This is a genomic window from Paracoccus sp. FO-3 (assembly GCF_006386455.1).
GTDB classification, from domain to species: Bacteria; Pseudomonadota; Alphaproteobacteria; order Rhodobacterales; family Rhodobacteraceae; genus Paracoccus; species Paracoccus versutus.
In genome coordinates this window covers 1-16,399 of the sequence record NZ_VCBQ01000022.1, presented here as the reverse complement: position 1 = coordinate 16,399, position 16,399 = coordinate 1, and the positions used below count along the sequence as shown (strand labels likewise).

The 16,399-nt window shown below is 69.4% G+C and carries 10 protein-coding genes and 1 pseudogene; 1 reads left to right on the top strand and 10 read right to left on the bottom strand.

From position 1 onward, the window contains the following. Nucleotides 1-10: 10 nt before the first annotated feature. The 9 genes from FE811_RS08375 to nadA form a co-directional block, all read right to left on the bottom strand. Nucleotides 11-1,846, bottom strand: coding sequence for a 4-alpha-glucanotransferase (locus FE811_RS08375; protein ID WP_116220669.1), 1,836 nt, complete (start codon nucleotides 1,844-1,846; stop codon nucleotides 11-13). Next, nucleotides 1,839-3,932, bottom strand: a complete 2,094-nt coding sequence (gene glgX / locus FE811_RS08370; RefSeq protein ID WP_116220668.1) for a glycogen debranching protein GlgX — start codon at nucleotides 3,930-3,932, stop codon at nucleotides 1,839-1,841. The genes FE811_RS08375 and glgX overlap by 8 nt, the downstream gene beginning before the upstream one ends. Further along, nucleotides 3,932-5,335: a glycogen synthase GlgA gene (gene glgA, locus FE811_RS08365; protein ID WP_036753389.1), complete on the bottom strand. Its 1,404-nt coding sequence runs from the start codon at nucleotides 5,333-5,335 to the stop codon at nucleotides 3,932-3,934. Before glgA ends, glgX begins: the two co-directional genes overlap by 1 nt. Next, nucleotides 5,332-6,594, bottom strand: coding sequence for a glucose-1-phosphate adenylyltransferase (glgC, locus tag FE811_RS08360; protein ID WP_072462239.1), 1,263 nt, complete (start codon nucleotides 6,592-6,594; stop codon nucleotides 5,332-5,334). The genes glgA and glgC overlap by 4 nt, the downstream gene beginning before the upstream one ends. A gap of 43 nt (nucleotides 6,595-6,637) precedes the next feature. Beyond that, entirely contained in the window at nucleotides 6,638-8,839 is a 2,202-nt protein-coding gene (gene glgB / locus FE811_RS08355; RefSeq protein WP_116220667.1) for a 1,4-alpha-glucan branching protein GlgB, read from the bottom strand. A 21-nt stretch (nucleotides 8,840-8,860) separates the two neighbouring features. Beyond that, the gene (locus FE811_RS08350; RefSeq protein WP_116220666.1) at nucleotides 8,861-11,257 is read right to left on the bottom strand and encodes a glycogen/starch/alpha-glucan phosphorylase; all 2,397 of its coding nucleotides are present in this window, start codon (nucleotides 11,255-11,257) and stop codon (nucleotides 8,861-8,863) included. A gap of 233 nt (nucleotides 11,258-11,490) precedes the next feature. Further along, on the bottom strand, nucleotides 11,491-12,342 hold the full coding sequence (gene nadC, locus FE811_RS08345) for a carboxylating nicotinate-nucleotide diphosphorylase (protein WP_116220665.1): 852 nt from the start codon (nucleotides 12,340-12,342) through the stop codon (nucleotides 11,491-11,493). Continuing rightward, nucleotides 12,339-13,907, bottom strand: a complete 1,569-nt coding sequence (locus FE811_RS08340; RefSeq protein ID WP_116220664.1) for an L-aspartate oxidase — start codon at nucleotides 13,905-13,907, stop codon at nucleotides 12,339-12,341. The genes nadC and FE811_RS08340 overlap by 4 nt, the downstream gene beginning before the upstream one ends. A 1-nt stretch (nucleotide 13,908) precedes the next feature. Further along, a complete protein-coding gene (gene nadA / locus FE811_RS08335) occupies nucleotides 13,909-14,961 on the bottom strand; it encodes a quinolinate synthase NadA (protein ID WP_114536629.1) in 1,053 nt (350 codons plus the stop codon). 210 nt (nucleotides 14,962-15,171) lie between these two features. Between nadA and FE811_RS08330 the strand changes: the two genes are divergently transcribed. Then, the gene (locus FE811_RS08330; protein ID WP_244294867.1) at nucleotides 15,172-15,954 is read left to right on the top strand and encodes an IclR family transcriptional regulator; all 783 of its coding nucleotides are present in this window, start codon (nucleotides 15,172-15,174) and stop codon (nucleotides 15,952-15,954) included. Nucleotides 15,955-15,959: 5 nt separating this feature from the next. Here FE811_RS08330 and FE811_RS08325 read toward each other — a convergent pair. Continuing rightward, a pseudogene (locus FE811_RS08325) lies at nucleotides 15,960-16,399 on the bottom strand (aminotransferase class IV); the annotation flags it as partial.

The following is a 16,399-nucleotide window of genomic DNA, read 5'->3' as shown; positions in this document are numbered from 1 at the left end:
GGACCTCTCCTTAGCGTTCGTGGTCGCGCATGATGCTGGCAGTCCGCGCGACCGAGGGCAATGCCGGGAAATCCCCGGCCGCCGCCGGCAGGCGCAGCTGCCAGTTCGGATATTCGCCGACCGTGCCGGGCAGGTTCGGCTGGTCGGCCATATCGAGCAGCAATTCCGCCTGCACCGCCACCAGAAGCGACGGCGTGCGGGCCAGGAAATCGTGCAGCGCATCGACGCCGGGATCGGGCAGCAGCCGGTCGAAGGCGGCGACTTCCTCGGCGCGTTCCTGCTGCCCGGCGGCGGTTTCCTGCCCGGCAATGCGGGCGCGGGCGGTGATGTCGGCGCCCTGCCGCCAGCCGCGCCAGGTCGGCAGGTCGTGGGTCGAGAAGCTGGCGATGGCGCCGCGGTCATAGGATTCGGCCGCGCGAAAGGCGGGCGGATGCCAGCCGTCGCGCTCGAACATCGCCACGCGGCAACCAAGGATGCCCGAGGCCGCCAGCGCCTCGCGCAGCCCCTCGGGGATATTGCCCAGATCCTCGCCGACGATGACCGCATTGCCGGCGCGCGCCGCCTCGATCCGGGCCACGGCCAGCATGGCGTCGCGCGGCATGGCGACATAGGCGCCGGGGGCCGCGTCGGGCACCCAATAGGCGCGCTCGAAGCCCAGGATGTGGTCGATGCGCAGCACGCCCGCGAATTGCAGCTGGCAGCGCAGGGTTTCCGCCAGCGGCGCATAGGCCCGCGCGCGCAGGCCCAAGGGGCTGAAGGGTGCGAGCGACCAGTTCTGCCCCTCGGGCGCAAAGGCGTCGGCCGGAGCGCCCAGCGAGGCGCCGAAGGCGAAGCTCGCGCGATCCTCCCATGTCTCGGCGCCGAAGGGATGGGTGCCGACGGCGAGGTCCAGGTAAAGCCCATGCGCCATGCCGCCGTCGCGCGCCGCCTGCCCGGCCGCCGCCAAGGCCCGCTCGGCCCGCCATTGCAGCCAGGCGTGAAAGCGCATCTCTGCGGCCAGTTCCGCCCGCGCGGCGATGGCAGCGGGCGTGTCGGGCGAGGCGAGCGTCGCCGGCCAATCGCCCCAGAAGGCACCCAGCCGCGCCGACAGCGCCTGATGCAGGGCAAAGCGTTGCAGGCCCTCGCCCTCGGCCGCCTGCCAGGCGTCGAAACCGGGATCGCCGGGGAAGGCGTCGTATTCCGCCCGCAGCGCCGCCATGCGGGCCGGAATGTCGCGGGCGTAATCGACGCGCGGGCCGGGCGTGCCCGCGCCGCCGGACAGGTGAATCACGTTCAGCCGCCGGCGGTGCGAGGGGGTATAGGGGCTGAAAAGCTGCGGCACGGTCGGGAAGCCGACATGGACCGGGTTGATGCCCAGAAACGCCGCCCCCTTCCCGCCCATGCCCCGCGCCAGGGCCGCAAGGTCGGCATAGCTGCCGATCCCCGTTTCCGAGATGCCGTAAAGCGGCGCGACCAGCCCCCAGCAGCGCGCCGGCTCGGGCAGGCGCGGCGGCGCGGCGAGCAGCGTCAGCTCGCGCCCCTCAGCCCGCAGGCGATGGATGCCCAGCGGCAGCTCGGGCAAGGGGCCGTTGCCCTCGGCCTCGGCGCCATTCTCGAAGGTCAGCTGCCAGTCGCCGAAGGACAGGTCGGGGCGGGCGCCAGCGGCGCAGATCACGTCCTGCGGCAGGCGGTCGGCATGGTCGTCCAGCGCCGCCTGCGCCTCGGCCGCGGTCGGCACGGCCAGGCCCATGGCGGCAAGCAGCGCCACCGCCGTCTCGACCGAGGTCGCGCGCCATTGCCCGGCAAGGTCGTGAAAACCCGGCAGCACCCCCATCCGCTCCGCCAGGGCCAGGCGCGGGTCAGTCATCCTCGCGCTCCAGATCGAAGGCCAGGACGGATTGGCCATCCACCGCCAGCCGCTCGGCCTCGACCACATGCGGGGCCAGGTCGGGGCGGCTGGTGTCCAGGTGCAGCCGCCAGCGCCAGCCCGCGGGGCGTTCGGGCAGCACCACCTCCAGCGGGTCGCCGTTGTTGAAGACCAGGAACAGCGCCTCTTCGCGCTGCGCATATTCGGGGGTGCCGGCGGCCATGCGCAGCTCGGCGCAAAGCACGCGCAGCTCGGGGTTGCCCCAGTCGGCCGGCGTCATCTCGGCCCCGTCCGGGCGCAGCCAGAACAGGTCGGGCAGCCCGTCGGTCAGGCGCGGGCGCGAATGCAGGAAGCGTTTCTGCCGCAGGATCGGATGGGCGCGGCGAAAGGCGATGAGCTTGCGGGTGAAGTCCAGGAAGGCCGGGTCGGCGCCGTCCCATTGCACCCAGCCGATCTCGTTGTCCTGGCAATAGGCGTTGTTGTTGCCGGCCTGCGAATTGCCCAGCTCGTCCCCGGCCAGCAGCATGGGCGTGCCCTGCGACAAAAGCAGCGTCGCCAGCAGGTTGCGGCGCCGCCGCGCGCGGGCATCGAGGATCGCGGGATCGTCGCTGGGCCCCTCGGCGCCCATGTTGTCCGAGAAATTCTCGGAATGGCCGTCGCGGTTCTCCTCGCCATTGGCGGCGTTGTGCTTTTCGCAATAGCTGACCACGTCCATCAGCGTGAAGCCGTCATGCGCGGTCAGGAAGTTCACCGAGGCCGTGGCGGGCCGGCCGGAATGGTCGAACTGCCGGGCGGAACCCGCCATGCGGTCGGCAAGCTCGGGCACCTGCCGGGCGTCGCCGCGCCAGAAGCGGCGGATGCCGTCGCGATACTTGTCGTTCCATTCCAGGAAGGGCGGGGGGAAGCCGCCCAGCTGATAGCCGCCGGGGCCGATGTCCCAGGGCTCGGCGATCAGCTTGACCCGCGTCAGCACAGGATCCTGCCGGATCGCGTCGAAGAACGAGGCGCTGCGGTCGAAGCCGCCGCGCGCCCGCCGCCCCAGCGTCGCGCAGAGGTCGAAGCGGAATCCGTCCACATGCATGACCTCGACCCAATAGCGCAAGGAGTCCATGACCATGCGCAGCACCATCGGATGGTTCACGTTCAGCGTGTTGCCGGTGCCGGTGTCGTTGATGTAATAGCGCGGATCCTCCTGCAGCCGGTAATAGCTGCGGTTGTCGAGGCCGCGGAAGCTCAGCGTCGGGCCAAGCTCGTTGCCCTCGCCGGTGTGGTTGTAGACCACGTCCATGATGACCTCGATGCCGGCGGCATGCATGCGGGCGACCATGTGCTGGAACTCGGCGATCTGATCCTTGGCCAGGTAGCGCGGATCGGGGGCGAAGAAGCCGAGCGTCTGGTAGCCCCAATAGTTCACCAGCCCCTTTTCCAGCAGGAAGCGGTCGTTGAGGAAGGCCTGCGCCGGCAGCAGCTCCAGCGCGGTGATGCCCAAGGATTGCAGATGCTCCAGCACCGGGTCCGAGGCGAGGCCCAGGAAGCTGCCGCGATACGGGACATCGGGGTGCGCTTCGGTGAGGCCCTTGACATGGGCCTCGTAGATCACCGTCTCGGCGATGTCGCGGCGCGGCGGCTGGTCGGGGCCCCAGGCGAAGGAGGGATCCTCGACCACGCAGCGCGGCATGAAGCGGGCGCTGTCGCGGCGGTCAAAGCTCAGGTCGGATTCGGGCGCGCCGACGGTATAGCCCATCAGCGCGTCGTGCCAGACCGGGTGCCGGGTCAGCCGCTTGGCATAGGGATCGAGAAGCAGCTTGTGATAGTTGAAGCGGTGCCCCTCGGCGGGCGCATAGGGGCCGTCGGCGCGCAGCCCGTAAAGCTGGCCGGGGCGCAGGCCGGGGACATAGCCGTGCCAGACGTCGCCGTCGCGTTCCGGCAGGTCCAGCCGGTGCGTCTCGGTCCGGCCGTCGGGGGAAAACAGGCACAGCGTCACCCGCCGCGCATGTTCGGAAAACACGGCGAAGTTCACCCCCTCGCCGTCGAAGGTCGCGCCCAGCGGTTCCGCCCGGCCCTCGAGGATGCGCAGCAGGGTCATCAGGCGGCCATCGCCCCGAACAGCTGGGCATAGGCGCGGGCCGAGGCGTCCCAGCCAACCGGATGCGCCATGGCGTTTTCCATCATGCGACTCCAGACCGCCGGCTGGCGCCAGAGCGCGCAAAGCCGGGACAGCGCGCGCGACAGCGCCTGGGCATCGACCGGGTGGAACTGCACCCCGGTCGCCACCCCCGCGGCCAGCCCGGCGGCCGAGGCGTTGATGACGGTATCGGCCAGCCCGCCGGTCAGCGCCACCAGCGGCAGGGTGCCGAAGCGCAGCCCGTAAAGCTGGGTCAGCCCGCAGGGTTCGAAGCGCGAGGGCACCAGGATGGCGTCGCCGCCGGCGATCATGCGGCGCGACAGCGGCTCGTCATAGCCCAGCCGCAAGGCCACGCCGGGATGGCGGGCGGCAGCCTGGGAAAAGGCGGCCTCGAGCCCAGGGTCGCCCGAGCCCAGCACCGCCAGCTGGCCGCCGTTGTCGAGCAGCGTGGGCAGCGCCTCGATCAGCAGGTCCAGCCCCTTCTGCCCGGTCAGGCGCGAGACGACGACGCAAAGCGGCCCATCCGCATCCGGCAGGCCGAACTCGTCGCGCAGCGCGGCGCGGTGGGGCGCCTTGCCCTCGGGCGTGGCATAGGGCGGCTTCCAGGCGTCCAGGTCGATGCCGTTCAGGATGCCGGTGAAGTCGGCGGCGCGGTCGGCCAGCACCCCCTCCATCCCCATGCCGTATTCGGGGGTCATCAGCTCCTCGGCATAGGTGGGGCTGACGGTCGAGACCTTGTCGGCAAAGACGATCCCCGCCTTCAGCGCCGAGATCCGGCCCCAATATTCGAAGCCGCGCGGGTTGAAGAGATGCGCCGGCAGTTGCAGCGCCGACAGCATATGCGCCGGCGCAAGGCCCTGGAAGGCGATGTTGTGGATGGTCAGCAGCGTCCGCACGTCCCGCACGCCCGCCTGGCGCAGATAGACCGGGGTCAGCCCCGCCTGCCAGTCGTGCAGGTGCAGCACCTGCGGCCGCCAGCCCTCGACCCCATCGGCGGCGATCAGGGCGGCGGCCTTGCACAGCGCGGCGAAACGCTGCGGATTGTCGGGCCAGTCGCGGCCGTCCGGGCCCAGGTAGATGCCGCCCTGCCGGTCGAAAAGATGCGGCGCGTCCAGGATGTAGAGCACCGCCTTTCCCAGCGCGCCGCGCCGGATGCGGGCCGGGCCGCCGAACAGCTCCGGGATCTCGCGCACCACCGGGGCCTTGGCCGCGGCCCCCAGCACCGCCGGATAGCCGGGCAGCAGCACCCGCATCCCGACCCCCTGCCCGGCCAGCGCCGCCGGCAGCGCGCCCGCCACGTCGGCAAGGCCGCCGGTCTTGACCAGCGGCACGCATTCCGAGGCGACGGACAGAACCCTTGTCATAAAGACGCTTCCCTTCGATCCAGCATGTCCTGCGTGATCAGCGTGACACCTCCTTCCGAGACGCGGAACCATTTCGCGTCCTCTTCCGGGTCTTCGCCGACGACCAGCCCTTCGGGGATTCGAACGGCGCGGTCAATGACCACATTGGTCAAACGCGCGTGTCGGGCGACATTGGCGTAAGGCAGCACCACCGCGCGCTCCAGGCTGGAATAGGAATTGGTGTGGACCTGGGTGAACAGCAGCGACTCGCGGATCTCGCTGCCCGAGATGATGCAGCCGCCCGAGATCAGCGAACTGACGGCGCTGCCGCGGCGGTCGGGCTCGTCATGGATGAACTTGGCCGGCGGCACCAGTTCGGAATAGGTCCAGATCGGCCAGTCGCGGTCCCACAGGTTCAGGTCCGGGTTGAAGTCGGTCAGGTCGATATTCGCCCGCCAGAAGGCATCGACCGTGCCCACGTCGCGCCAATAGACCGGCTCGCCGTCCGAGCGCACGCAGCTGTCGGCAAAGCGATGCGCCTGCGCCTTGCCGTCCCTGACGATCTGGGGGATCAGGTCGTTGCCGAAATCATGGCTGGAATTGTCGTCCTGCATGTCGCGGATCAGCAGGTCGCGCAGGAAGTCCCAGCGAAAGACATAGATCCCCATCGAGGCCAGCGTCACCTCGGGGTCGTCCGGCGTTCCCGGCGGATCGGCGGGCTTTTCCAGGAAGCTGGTGATGACGTCGTTGCCGTCCACCGCCATGACGCCAAAGGCCGATGCCTCGGCCCGCGGCACGGTCAGGCAGCCGATGGTCACGTCCGCGCCCGCCTCGACATGATGGCGGATCATCAGTTCGTAATCCATCTTGTAGATATGGTCGCCGGCCAGGATCAGCACGTAGTCGACGCCGTAGCTGTCGATGATGTCGATGTTCTGCGCCACCGCATCGGCCGTGCCTCGATACCACATCGATTCGTCGTAACGCTGCGAGGCGGGCAGAATGTCCAGGAACTCGTTGCGCTCGGCGCGAAAGAAGTTCCAGCCGCGCTGGACGTGGCGGATCAGGCTGTGGGCCTTGTATTGCGTGGCCAGCGCCATCTTGCGGATGCCCGAGTTCAGCGCATTCGACAGCGCGAAGTCGATGATCCGCGACTTGCCGCCGAAATAGACCGCCGGCTTCACGCGCTTGTCGGTCAGCTCGCGCAGGCGCGAGCCGCGGCCGCCGGCCAGAATGAAGGCCATGGATCTTCTGGAAAGCCTTTCCTCACGCGGTGCCATCTCTCTGCCCTCCCCCTTTTTGCCCGGCGCGCGGGTGTGGTTGCTATGATGTCGTCCTGTCGTCCTTGATGAAGATCAGCGTCGAAAGCGGCGGCAGCACCAGGTCCGCATGGGCGGGCTGGCCGTGGCTTTCGCCCGGCAGGGCGGTGACGCGGCCCAGGTTGCCGCGCCCGGCGCCGCCATAGACCTCGGCATCGCTGTTCAGCACCTCGCGCCACAGGCCCGGCTGCGGAAAGCCCATGCGCCAGCCGCTGCGCTCGACCGGGGTGAAGTTGCAGACCACCACCACCTCGGCATCGCCCGGACCCCCGCGCCGCACCCAGGCATAGATGGAATGGGCGGCATCATCGGCCTCGATCCACTGGAAGCCCGCGCCGTCGCAATCATGCGCGTAAAGTGCGGGCGTGGTGCGATAGATCGCGTTCAGGTCGCGCACCAGCAATTGCATGCCGTAATGCAGCGGGTTGCCGATGCAGGCCCAGTCGATCTCGGCATCGTGGTTCCATTCCGACCCTTGGGCGAATTCCTGGCCCATGAACAGCAGCTTCTTGCCCGGATGGCCCCACATGAAGCCGTAATAGGCGCGCAGGTTGGCGAATTTCTCCCATTCGCTGCCGGGCATCTTGGCCAGCATCGAGCCCTTGCCGTGGACCACCTCGTCATGGCTGATCGGCAGGATGAAATTCTCGCTGAAGGCGTAATGCAGGCCGAAGGTCATCTGGTGGTGATGGTGCTTGCGATGGATCGGCTCGCGCTTGATGTAATCCAGCGTGTCGTTCATCCAGCCCATGTTCCACTTGAAGCCGAAGCCCAGCCCGCCTTCATGCACCGGTCGCGAGACCCTGGGATAGCTGGTCGATTCCTCGGCCACGGTCATGATCCCCGGTTCCTCGCCATAGGTCAGGCGGTTCATCGCCTGCAGCATGGCGATGGCCTCGTAATTCTCGCGCCCGCCGTCCTTGTTGGGCACCCATTGGCCCTCGGCGCGGGAATAGTCGCGGTAGAGCATCGAGGCCACCGCATCCACCCGCAGCCCGTCCAGGTGATATTCCCTGAGCCAATACAAGGCATTGGCGGTCAGGTAATTCATCACCTCGGCCCGGCCGTAATTGTAGATCAGCGTGTTCCAGTCCTGGTGGAAGCCCTCGCGCGGGTCGGCATGTTCGTAAAGCGCGGTGCCGTCGAACTGCACCAGCCCGTGCGGGTCGGTGGGGAAATGGCCGGGCACCCAGTCGAGGATCACCCCCAGCCCGGCCTTGTGCGCGGCGTTCACCAGGTCGCGGAACTCGTGCGGCGGGCCGAAGCGGATCGTCGGCGCGAACAGCCCGACCGGCTGGTAGCCCCAGGAGCCGTCAAAGGGATATTCGCTGATCGGCAGCAGCTCGATATGGGTGAAGCCCATGTCCTTGGCGTAATCGACCAGCTCGACCGCCGCCTCGCGGTATGAGATCGGGCGGCCGCCGTCCTTCCTGCGCCAGCTGCCCAGATGCACCTCGTAGATCGAGATCGGGCGGTCGATGCGCTGCGCCTCGGCCCGCGTGCCCATCCAGCCACGGTCCGACCAGCCATAGCCCGCAATGTCGCGCACGACCGAGGCCGTGGCCGGCGGGTGCTGGGCGCCGAAGCCGACCGGATCGGCCTTTTGCGCCAGCCCGCCATAGGCGCCGAGGATCTCGTATTTATAGGCGGTGCCCTCGCCCAGGCCGGGCATGAAGATCTCCCAAACGCCGGTCGCGCCGCGGCGGCGCATGACATGGCGCCGCCCGTCCCAGGCGTTGAAATCCCCGATCAGCGAGACGCGGCGGGCATTGGGCGCCCAGACCGCGAAATGCGTGCCGGCCGTGCCCTGGTGTTCGATCACATGCGCCCCGAGCGCCTGCCACAGCCCATGGTGCCGCCCCTCGCCCAGCAGGTATTCGTCAAGCTCGCCCAAGACCGGGCCGAAGCGATAGGCGTCCTCGACCAGCCATTCCTCGCCGTCGCGCCGCCCGCGCAAGAGATAGGGTTCCGCGCCCGGCACCATGCCATGGAACAGGCCGGGATAGCCCTCGACCGGGTCCAGCGGATGCGCCTTGCCGCCCGCCATGGCCGCCATCTCCTGCGCGCCGGGATCGAAGGCGGTGACATGGCGCGTGCTGCCCCGCGGATGCGGGCCAAGGACCGCGAAAGGATCGTCGAAGCGTCCCTCGGCGATGCGGCTCAGCACCGCGGGGTCGGCGATATCATCCGGGTCGATCTGCGCCATGGTTCCCCCTCCGCGACGGCGTCACTCCTGCCCGAGCAGGCTTTTCGCGTTCCAGATGTCCTGCATGTAGCCGCGGATGGTGCGATCCGACGAGAACCAGCCCGAGCGCGCCACGTTCAGCGCCGCCATGCGCGTCCATTCGGTCCGGTTGGCATAGGCGAAGTCGACCTCGCGCTGCGCCCGCCAGTAATCGGCGAAATCCGAGGCGACGAGGAAATAGTCCGCCCGCGTCAGGTTCTCGACGATATTCGCATAGCGGTCCGGCTCGCCTGGGCTGAAGGTGCCGCTGCGGATCGCCTCGACGGCGCGGGTCAGGCGCGGATCGGCGGCGACCGCGCGGGCGGCATGGTCGGGGACGGCGCGGCGGGCCTCGGCCTCCTCGGCGGTCAGGCCGAACAGGAAGAAGTTCTCGGCCCCGACCAGTTCCCGGATCTCGACATTGGCCCCGTCCAGCGTGCCGATGGTCGGCGCGCCGTTCAGCGCGAATTTCATGTTGCCGGTGCCCGATGCCTCCTTGCCCGCCGTCGAGATCTGCTCGGACAGGTCCGCGGCCGGGATCAGCCGCTCGGCCAGCGTCACGTTGTAGTTGGGCAGGTAGAGGATCTGCAGCTTCTCGTTCGTCGCCGCATCGGCGTTGATGACGGCGGCCACGTCGTTGATCAGCCGGATGATGTCCTTGGCGAAGAAATAGCCCGGCGCCGCCTTGCCGCCAAAGATCTTGACCCGCGCCGTCCAGTCCGCGGACGGGTTCTCGCGCATCTCCTGCCACAGGGCGATGGCTTCCAGGATGTTCAGGTGCTGGCGCTTGTATTCGTGGATGCGCTTGATCTGCACGTCGAACAGCGCCTGCGGGTTCAGCGCCACGCCATGTTCGCGGGCGATCCAGTCGCACAGGTCCGTCTTGTTCGCGGCCTTCACGGCGGCGAACGCATCCAGCCAGCCGGCGTCGGCGACATGGGGCTCCAGCGCGTGCAACTGCTCCAGATCGCCCACCCAGCCGTCGCCGATGGTCTGGGTGATCAGCCGCGACAGCCGCGGGTTGCAACCCAGAAGCCAGCGCCGCGGGGTCACGCCGTTGGTCTGGTTGACGATGCGGTCGGGCCAGATGCGATGCTGGTCGGCAAAGACCGTGGTCTTCATCAGCCCGGTATGCAGGGCCGAGACGCCGTTCACCCGGTTCGACAGGATGAAGGACAGCTCGCCCATCCGCACCTTGCCATCGCCGCGCGCGGTATTGCGGCGGTCGGGATGGGCCTTGGCATCGGCCTCGTCGATGCGGTCGATGATCTGCAGGTGCCGCGGCAGCAGATCGGCAAACAGCCCCTCGCCCCAGCTTTCCAGCGCCTCGGGCAGAAGCGTGTGGTTGGTGTAGTTGACGCAGCCGCGGGTGATCCCGACCGCCTCGTCAAAGGGCAGGCCGCGTTCATCATGCAGGATGCGCACCAGTTCCGGCCCGGCGATGGCGGGATGGGTGTCGTTCAGCTGGATCGCCACCTTCTGCGGCAACAGGCGCAGGTCGGCATGGTCGGCCTCGAAGCGGCGCAGGATGTCGCGGATCGAGGCGGCCGAGAAGAAATATTCCTGCGTCAGCCGCAGCCGCTTGCCCTTTTCGGTCGAATCCTCGGGATAAAGCACGCGCGAGATGGTGCGGGCCAGCGCCTCGGCCTCGGCCGCGGCGGCAAAATCGCCGGCGTTGAAGCGGTCGAGGTCGAAGGGATCGACCGCCCGCCCGGCCCAGAGCCGCAGCGTATTGGCCCAGGCCCCGCGCCAGCCGATGACCGGCGTGTCGAAGGCCTCGGCCTGCACGAAGCTTTCGGGTTCCCAGACCGCCCGGCCGTCGCGGGTCGCGACCCGGCCGCCGAAGCCCAGGGTAAAGCGCGCCTCGGGGCGCTCGAACTGCCAGACGAAGGGCCGTTCCAGCCAGTCCTCGGGCGCCTCGACCTGCCGGCCCTCGGCAAAGCTCTGGCGAAACAGCCCGTGTTCGTAGCGGATGCCATAGCCATAGGCCGGGCAGCCCAGCGTGGCCAGCGATTCCATGAAGCAGGCCGCCAGCCGCCCCAGCCCCCCGTTGCCAAGCGCCGCGTCGGGTTCGTCCAGCAGCAGCCCGGCATAGTCGAGGCCGAAGCTTTCCACCGCCGCCTGCGCCTCGTCGGCCAGTTGCAGGTTGACGATATTGTCCTGCAGCAGCCGTCCGATCAGGAACTCCATCGACAGGTAATAGACCCGCTTGGCGTCGGCGCGATAGGTGGCGCGGGTCGCGGCCATCCAGCGGTCCACGATGCGGTCGCGCACCGCGTGGCTCAGCGCCAGCCGCCAGTCGAAGACCTGCGCGTGGTCGGGATCCTTGCCCAGCGTATAGGCCAGGTGCCACAGGATCGCGTCGCGGAAATCGCTTTGGGGCATGTCGTCCCTGGCCATGGATCACCCTTCTTTCGGCACACCCGTATCCTTTCGGGTCATCCCCTTGGCTTAAGCCATCCGTTATCGAAAGCAAGCGGTTGGGAGAAAATTCTGTTAGCGTTAACCGACGCGGGCAATATCGTGCCGAAACCCGGCTCGGATCGTCGGAATCGCCCGCGTTCCCGGCCCCACACGCCAAAGGATTGCGCCAAACCGGGCAAGGGCCGCATGTTCTGCGGCTCTTTGGGCGGTCAGAAATCCAGGCCCAGGTCCAGCGTGCGCGCCGAATGCGTCAGCGCGCCCACCGAGATGTAATCGACCCCCGTCGCCGCCACCTCGGCCACGCGCGCCAGGCGCATGTTGCCCGAAGCCTCCAGCACCACACGGCCCTGGGCCATGGCGACGGCCTCGCGCAGCTCTGCCGTCTCCATGTTGTCCAAGAGCACGACATCGGCGCCGCCCTCCTCCAGCACCTCGGAGAGCTGGTCGAGCCGGTCCACCTCGATCTCGACCCGCATCATATGCGAGGCGCGGGCCTTGACCGCTTGCAGGACCGGCCGGATGCCGCCCGCCGCGGCGATGTGGTTGTCCTTGATCAGGATCGCGTCGGACAGGCTGAAACGATGGTTGAAGCCGCCGCCGTGCAGCACCGCCTGTTTCTCGACCAGCCGCAGCCCCGGCGTGGTCTTGCGGGTGCAGGTGATGCGCGCGCGCGTTCCCGCCGTCTCGGCCACGAAGGCCGCCGTCTGCGTGGCGATGCCCGCCAGCCGGCCGGCGAAGTTCAGCGCCACCCGCTCGGCCGAGAGGATCGAGGCCGCCTCGCCCTCGATCTCGGCCAGCGTGTCGCCGGGCTGGAAGCGGCTGCCGTCGGCATGCTGCAGCCGCCAGTCCAAGCCTGGGTCGATCAGGCGAAAGGCGATGGCCGCCAGCTGCATCCCCGAGGCCACGCCCCCCTCGCGCGCCACGATCCGCGCCCGGTAGCGGGTGCCGGCCGGGATCACCGTGCGGGTGGTGATGTCGCCATAGGTGCCCAGATCCTCGGTCAGCGCGGCCCGGACCAGCGGTTCCAGGATCATCTCGGGCAGCGGGGGCATCTCGGTCATGTCGTCTCCGGTTCAAGCGAGGCGCGCAGGGCCAGCGCCTGCGCCAGCCGCAGGCGCGAGCGGCGCCCTTCGGGCAGGGTCTGCGGGAAATCGGTGCGGCAATGCGCGCCGCGGCTTTCCTGCCGCATCAGCGCCGCAGCGGCGATCAGCGTGGCGGTGGCGGTCATGTTCGAGAGCGCCGGGCAATCGGGCTGCGCGGCCTCGATGGCGGCGATCTCGCGCAGGCAGCGGGTCAGGCCCCCGGCGTCGCGCAGGACGCCCGCGCCCTCGGTCATGGCACGGCGCAGGCGGGCGACCAGCACCGGGTCGGGCACCGGGCCGGGTGGCAGGTCGGGCAGCACGACTTCCGGCGCGTCCTGCGCTGCCGGGCCCAGCCGCGCCTCGATCGACAGCGCGCAGCGGCGGGCAAAGACCAGCGCCTCCAAAAGCCCGTTCGAGGCCAGCCGGTTCGCGCCATGCAGCCCGGTCGAACTCGCCTCGCCGCAGACCCACAGCCGGTCGAGGCTGGCCCGCCCCTCGTCATCCACCGCCACCCCGCCCATGTGGTAATGCGCCGCGGCCGCCACCGGGATCTGCTCGCGGGTGGGGTCGATCCCCGCCCGCGAGCAGGCCCCCGCGACGGCCGGGAATTCGCTCAGGATGCGGGCGCCCAGGCAGGCGCGGGTGTCCAGCACCGGCCGCAGCCCCGCCTGGCTTTGCGCATAGATCGCGCGCGCCACCACGTCGCGCGGCGCCAGCTCGGCATCGGGATGCACCGCCAGCATGAAGCGCTCGCCCAGCCGGTTCAGCAGCTGCGCCCCCTCGCCGCGCAGCGCCTCGGTCGCCAGGGGCGCCGGGTCTTCGCCGCAGTCGATGGCGGTGGGATGGAACTGCACGAATTCCGCATCCGCGATCTCGGCCCCCGCCCGCGCCGCCATGCCGATCACCTGGCCGCGGATGCGCGGCGGGTTCGTCGTCAGCGCGTAAAGCCCGCCCGAGCCACCGCCCGCCAGCAGCACGCCCGGCGCCCGGATCAGGACCGGCGCCGAGCCCTGCGGGCCCGAAAGCGTGACCTCGACCCCCGCGACCGCGCCGCCCTCGACCCGCAAGCCGGTGGCCATGACACCCTCCAGCACCTGCACCGAGGGCGCCTCGCGCAGGCAGGCGACCAGCGCGCGCATGATCTCGGCCCCGGCCTGGTCGCCGCGCACCCGCACGACGCGGGCAAAGCTGTGCGCCGCCTCGCGCGACAGCACATAGCCGCCGTCCGGCTTGCGGTCGAAGGGGGTGCCGAGCCGGGTCAGGTCCAGGATATGCACCCGCGCCTCGTCCGTGACCAGCTGGGCGATGGCGGGATCGACGGTGCCGGCGCCGGCGCGCAGCGTGTCGCGGGCATGGGCCTCGGCGCTGTCGGCCGGGTCCATGGCCGCCGCCACTCCGCCCTGCGCCCAGGCCGAGCTTGCGCCCTGCCCCAGAACCTCGGGCGAGATCATCAGCACCGGGCGCGGCGCCAGTTTCAGCGCCGCGTAAAGCGCGCCCAGACCTGCGCCGACGATGATGACGCGGCCGGTCGAGACCTCGCGCACCTCAGGCCGCCAGGCGCTGCGACAGGTCGATCATGCGCTGCACCGCCAGGCGGGCGCGGTCCGCGACCTTGGGATCGACCTCGACCACGCCGGTCATGGTGTGCAGCGACCACAGCACCTTTTCCAGCGTGATCTTCTGCATGTAGGGGCACATGTTGCAGGGGCCCAGGAACTCGACCTCGGGATTGGCGTCCGAGATGTTCGAGGCCATCGAGCATTCCGTGACCAGCATCACCTGCTTCGGCCGCTCGGTCTCGACCCAGCCCTGGATATTGGCGGTCGAGCCGGCATAGTCGGCTTCGGCCACCACATCGGGCGGGCATTCGGGATGGGCGATGATCTTCAGCCCCGGATTCCAGTCGCGAAAGTCGCGCAGGTCCTGCGCGGTGAACTGCTCATGCACGATGCAGGCGCCGTCCCACCAGACGATGCGCTTTTGCGGCACCTTGTTGGCGACGTTCTGCGCCAGCCACTTGTCGGGCGTCATGATGACGGTGTCGCTGTCCATGGCCGCGACGATCTGCGCCGCATTGGCCGAGGTGCAGCAGATGTCGGACGCCGCCTTCACCTCGGCGGTGGTGTTGACGTAGCTGACCACCGGCGCGCCGGGATAGCGGGCGCGCATCTCGGCGATGCCCTCGGCGGTGATGCTTTCGGCAAGCGAGCAGCCGGCCGCCATGTCGGGCATCAGCACGGTCTTTTGCGGGTTCAGGATCTTCGAGGTCTCGGCCATGAAATGCACGCCGCATTGCACGATCACCTCGGCCTCGACCCTGGTCGCGGCGATGGCCAGCGCCAGGCTGTCGCCCACCACGTCCGAGATGCCGTGATAGATCTGCGGCGTCATGTAGTTATGCGCCAGCACCACGGCGCCGCGTTCCTTCTTGAGCTTGTTGATCGCGGCGACATAGGGGGCATGGATCGCCCAGTCGGGCCAGGGCATGACGCGACCCATCCGGGCATGGATATCGGCCATGCGCTCGGCCAGCTCGAGCGAGGGCTCGAGATCGTAATGCGAGCCCAGCTCGCTGCGGATGGTCGTCAGATCGAGCATTCGGTCCCCCCACTCTGCCCGCGTCGCAGTCACCCCGGATATAATGCGCCCGGCCCCCGATACCAGAGCGCCGGGCCCGTGAGTCGCGGTTCCTAACCCATGGATGACGCTCGGGCAACGCAAATGCTACGCCGCGGCAAGGGGACAAGCGGCCTTGCCCGGCCTTGGCGTCTGGACCTCGGGCCGTCCTGCGGTAAAAAGGACGGTGAAGTGATCGGGTTCCAGGCCATGCAAGAGTTCCAAGACAATTCCCCTGTGCCGCCCAGCCTGCGAAACCTCCAGATCCTGGAAGTGCTGGCGCGCGAGGCCCGCCCGATGACCGCGACCGAGATCAATGCCGCCCTGGGCCTGCCCAAGCCCACCATCCACCGCCTGGTCGCCCATCTGGAGCAAGAGGGCTACCTGTCGCGCCAGCTCGACGGGCGCAGCTACCTGCCCGGCCTCAAGCTGCGGCAGATGATGCTGGGCGTCATGCATGCCGGCCAATACGACCTGCCGCGCCACGACGTGCTGGTGCGACTGTTCGCCGCCGTGGGCGAGACCTGCTCGATCTCGATCCCCGAAGGGGACACGCTGGTCTATGTGGACCGGGTCGAGACCACCTGGCCCTTGCGGCTGGTGATCCGGCTGGGCACCCGCATCCCGCTGCATGCCACCGCGGCCGGCAAGGTCTGCCTGGCCTTCATGAACCCGCAGAGCGTCGAGCATTTCCTGCGCCATGCCCGGCTGCAGCCGCATACGCCGAACACCTTCGCCTCGGCCAAAAGCCTGCGCGAGGAGCTGGCGCGGGTGCGCGAACAGGGCCATGCCGTCGACGACCAGGAGTTCATTCCCGGCATGGTCGGCATCTCGGTCCCGGCGCTGGATGCGCGCGGCCGGGTTCTGGCCGCCGTGACCTTCCACGCGCCGGTGCAGCGCATGTCGCTGGAAACGGCAATGACGCATCTGCCGGCGCTGCAGCGCGCCGCACGCGAGCTGGCGGCGCTGGCCTGACCGGCTCAGCCCGCCCAGGCGGCGGGGATCAGGCCGCGCAGCGCATTGCCGACCCACAGCCGGACGCGCGGCAGATCCTCGGCCCTCAGCAGTTCCTCGCGGCAGGTGCCCTCGGCCAGCATCCCGGCGCGCAGCACGCCCGGCAAAAGCCCGCAGGACAGGGGCGGCGTGCGCATCCCCTGCCCGCGGTCGAAGAAGACCGTGGTGATGGTGCCGTCGCAGACCTCGCCGCGCTCGTTCAGGAAGACCGCCTCCTCGATCCCCTCGGGCAGGGCGGCGCGGGCGGCGTCGTACTGCGCCCGCCGCGTGGTCTTGAGCCGCAGCCACGGATCGTCCGAGCNGCCGCCACTCCGGCCGCGACTGCGGCAATGGGCCGCGCGTCACCTCGATCCGCCCAGCCCGGTCCAGCGTCAGCCGCAGCCGCGCGGGCTGGCCCGCAGGCGCG

Coding starts and splice junctions, on each gene's coding strand:
- FE811_RS08375 (WP_116220669.1), bottom strand. CDS start 1,846: ATGACTGACCCGCGCCTGGCCCTGGCGGAGCGGATGGGGGTGCTGCCG.
- glgX (WP_116220668.1), bottom strand. CDS start 3,932: ATGACCCTGCTGCGCATCCTCGAGGGCCGGGCGGAACCGCTGGGCGCG.
- glgA (WP_036753389.1), bottom strand. CDS start 5,335: ATGACAAGGGTTCTGTCCGTCGCCTCGGAATGCGTGCCGCTGGTCAAG.
- glgC (WP_072462239.1), bottom strand. CDS start 6,594: ATGGCACCGCGTGAGGAAAGGCTTTCCAGAAGATCCATGGCCTTCATT.
- glgB (WP_116220667.1), bottom strand. CDS start 8,839: ATGGCGCAGATCGACCCGGATGATATCGCCGACCCCGCGGTGCTGAGC.
- FE811_RS08350 (WP_116220666.1), bottom strand. CDS start 11,257: ATGGCCAGGGACGACATGCCCCAAAGCGATTTCCGCGACGCGATCCTG.
- nadC (WP_116220665.1), bottom strand. CDS start 12,342: ATGACCGAGATGCCCCCGCTGCCCGAGATGATCCTGGAACCGCTGGTC.
- nadA (WP_114536629.1), bottom strand. CDS start 14,961: ATGCTCGATCTGACGACCATCCGCAGCGAGCTGGGCTCGCATTACGAT.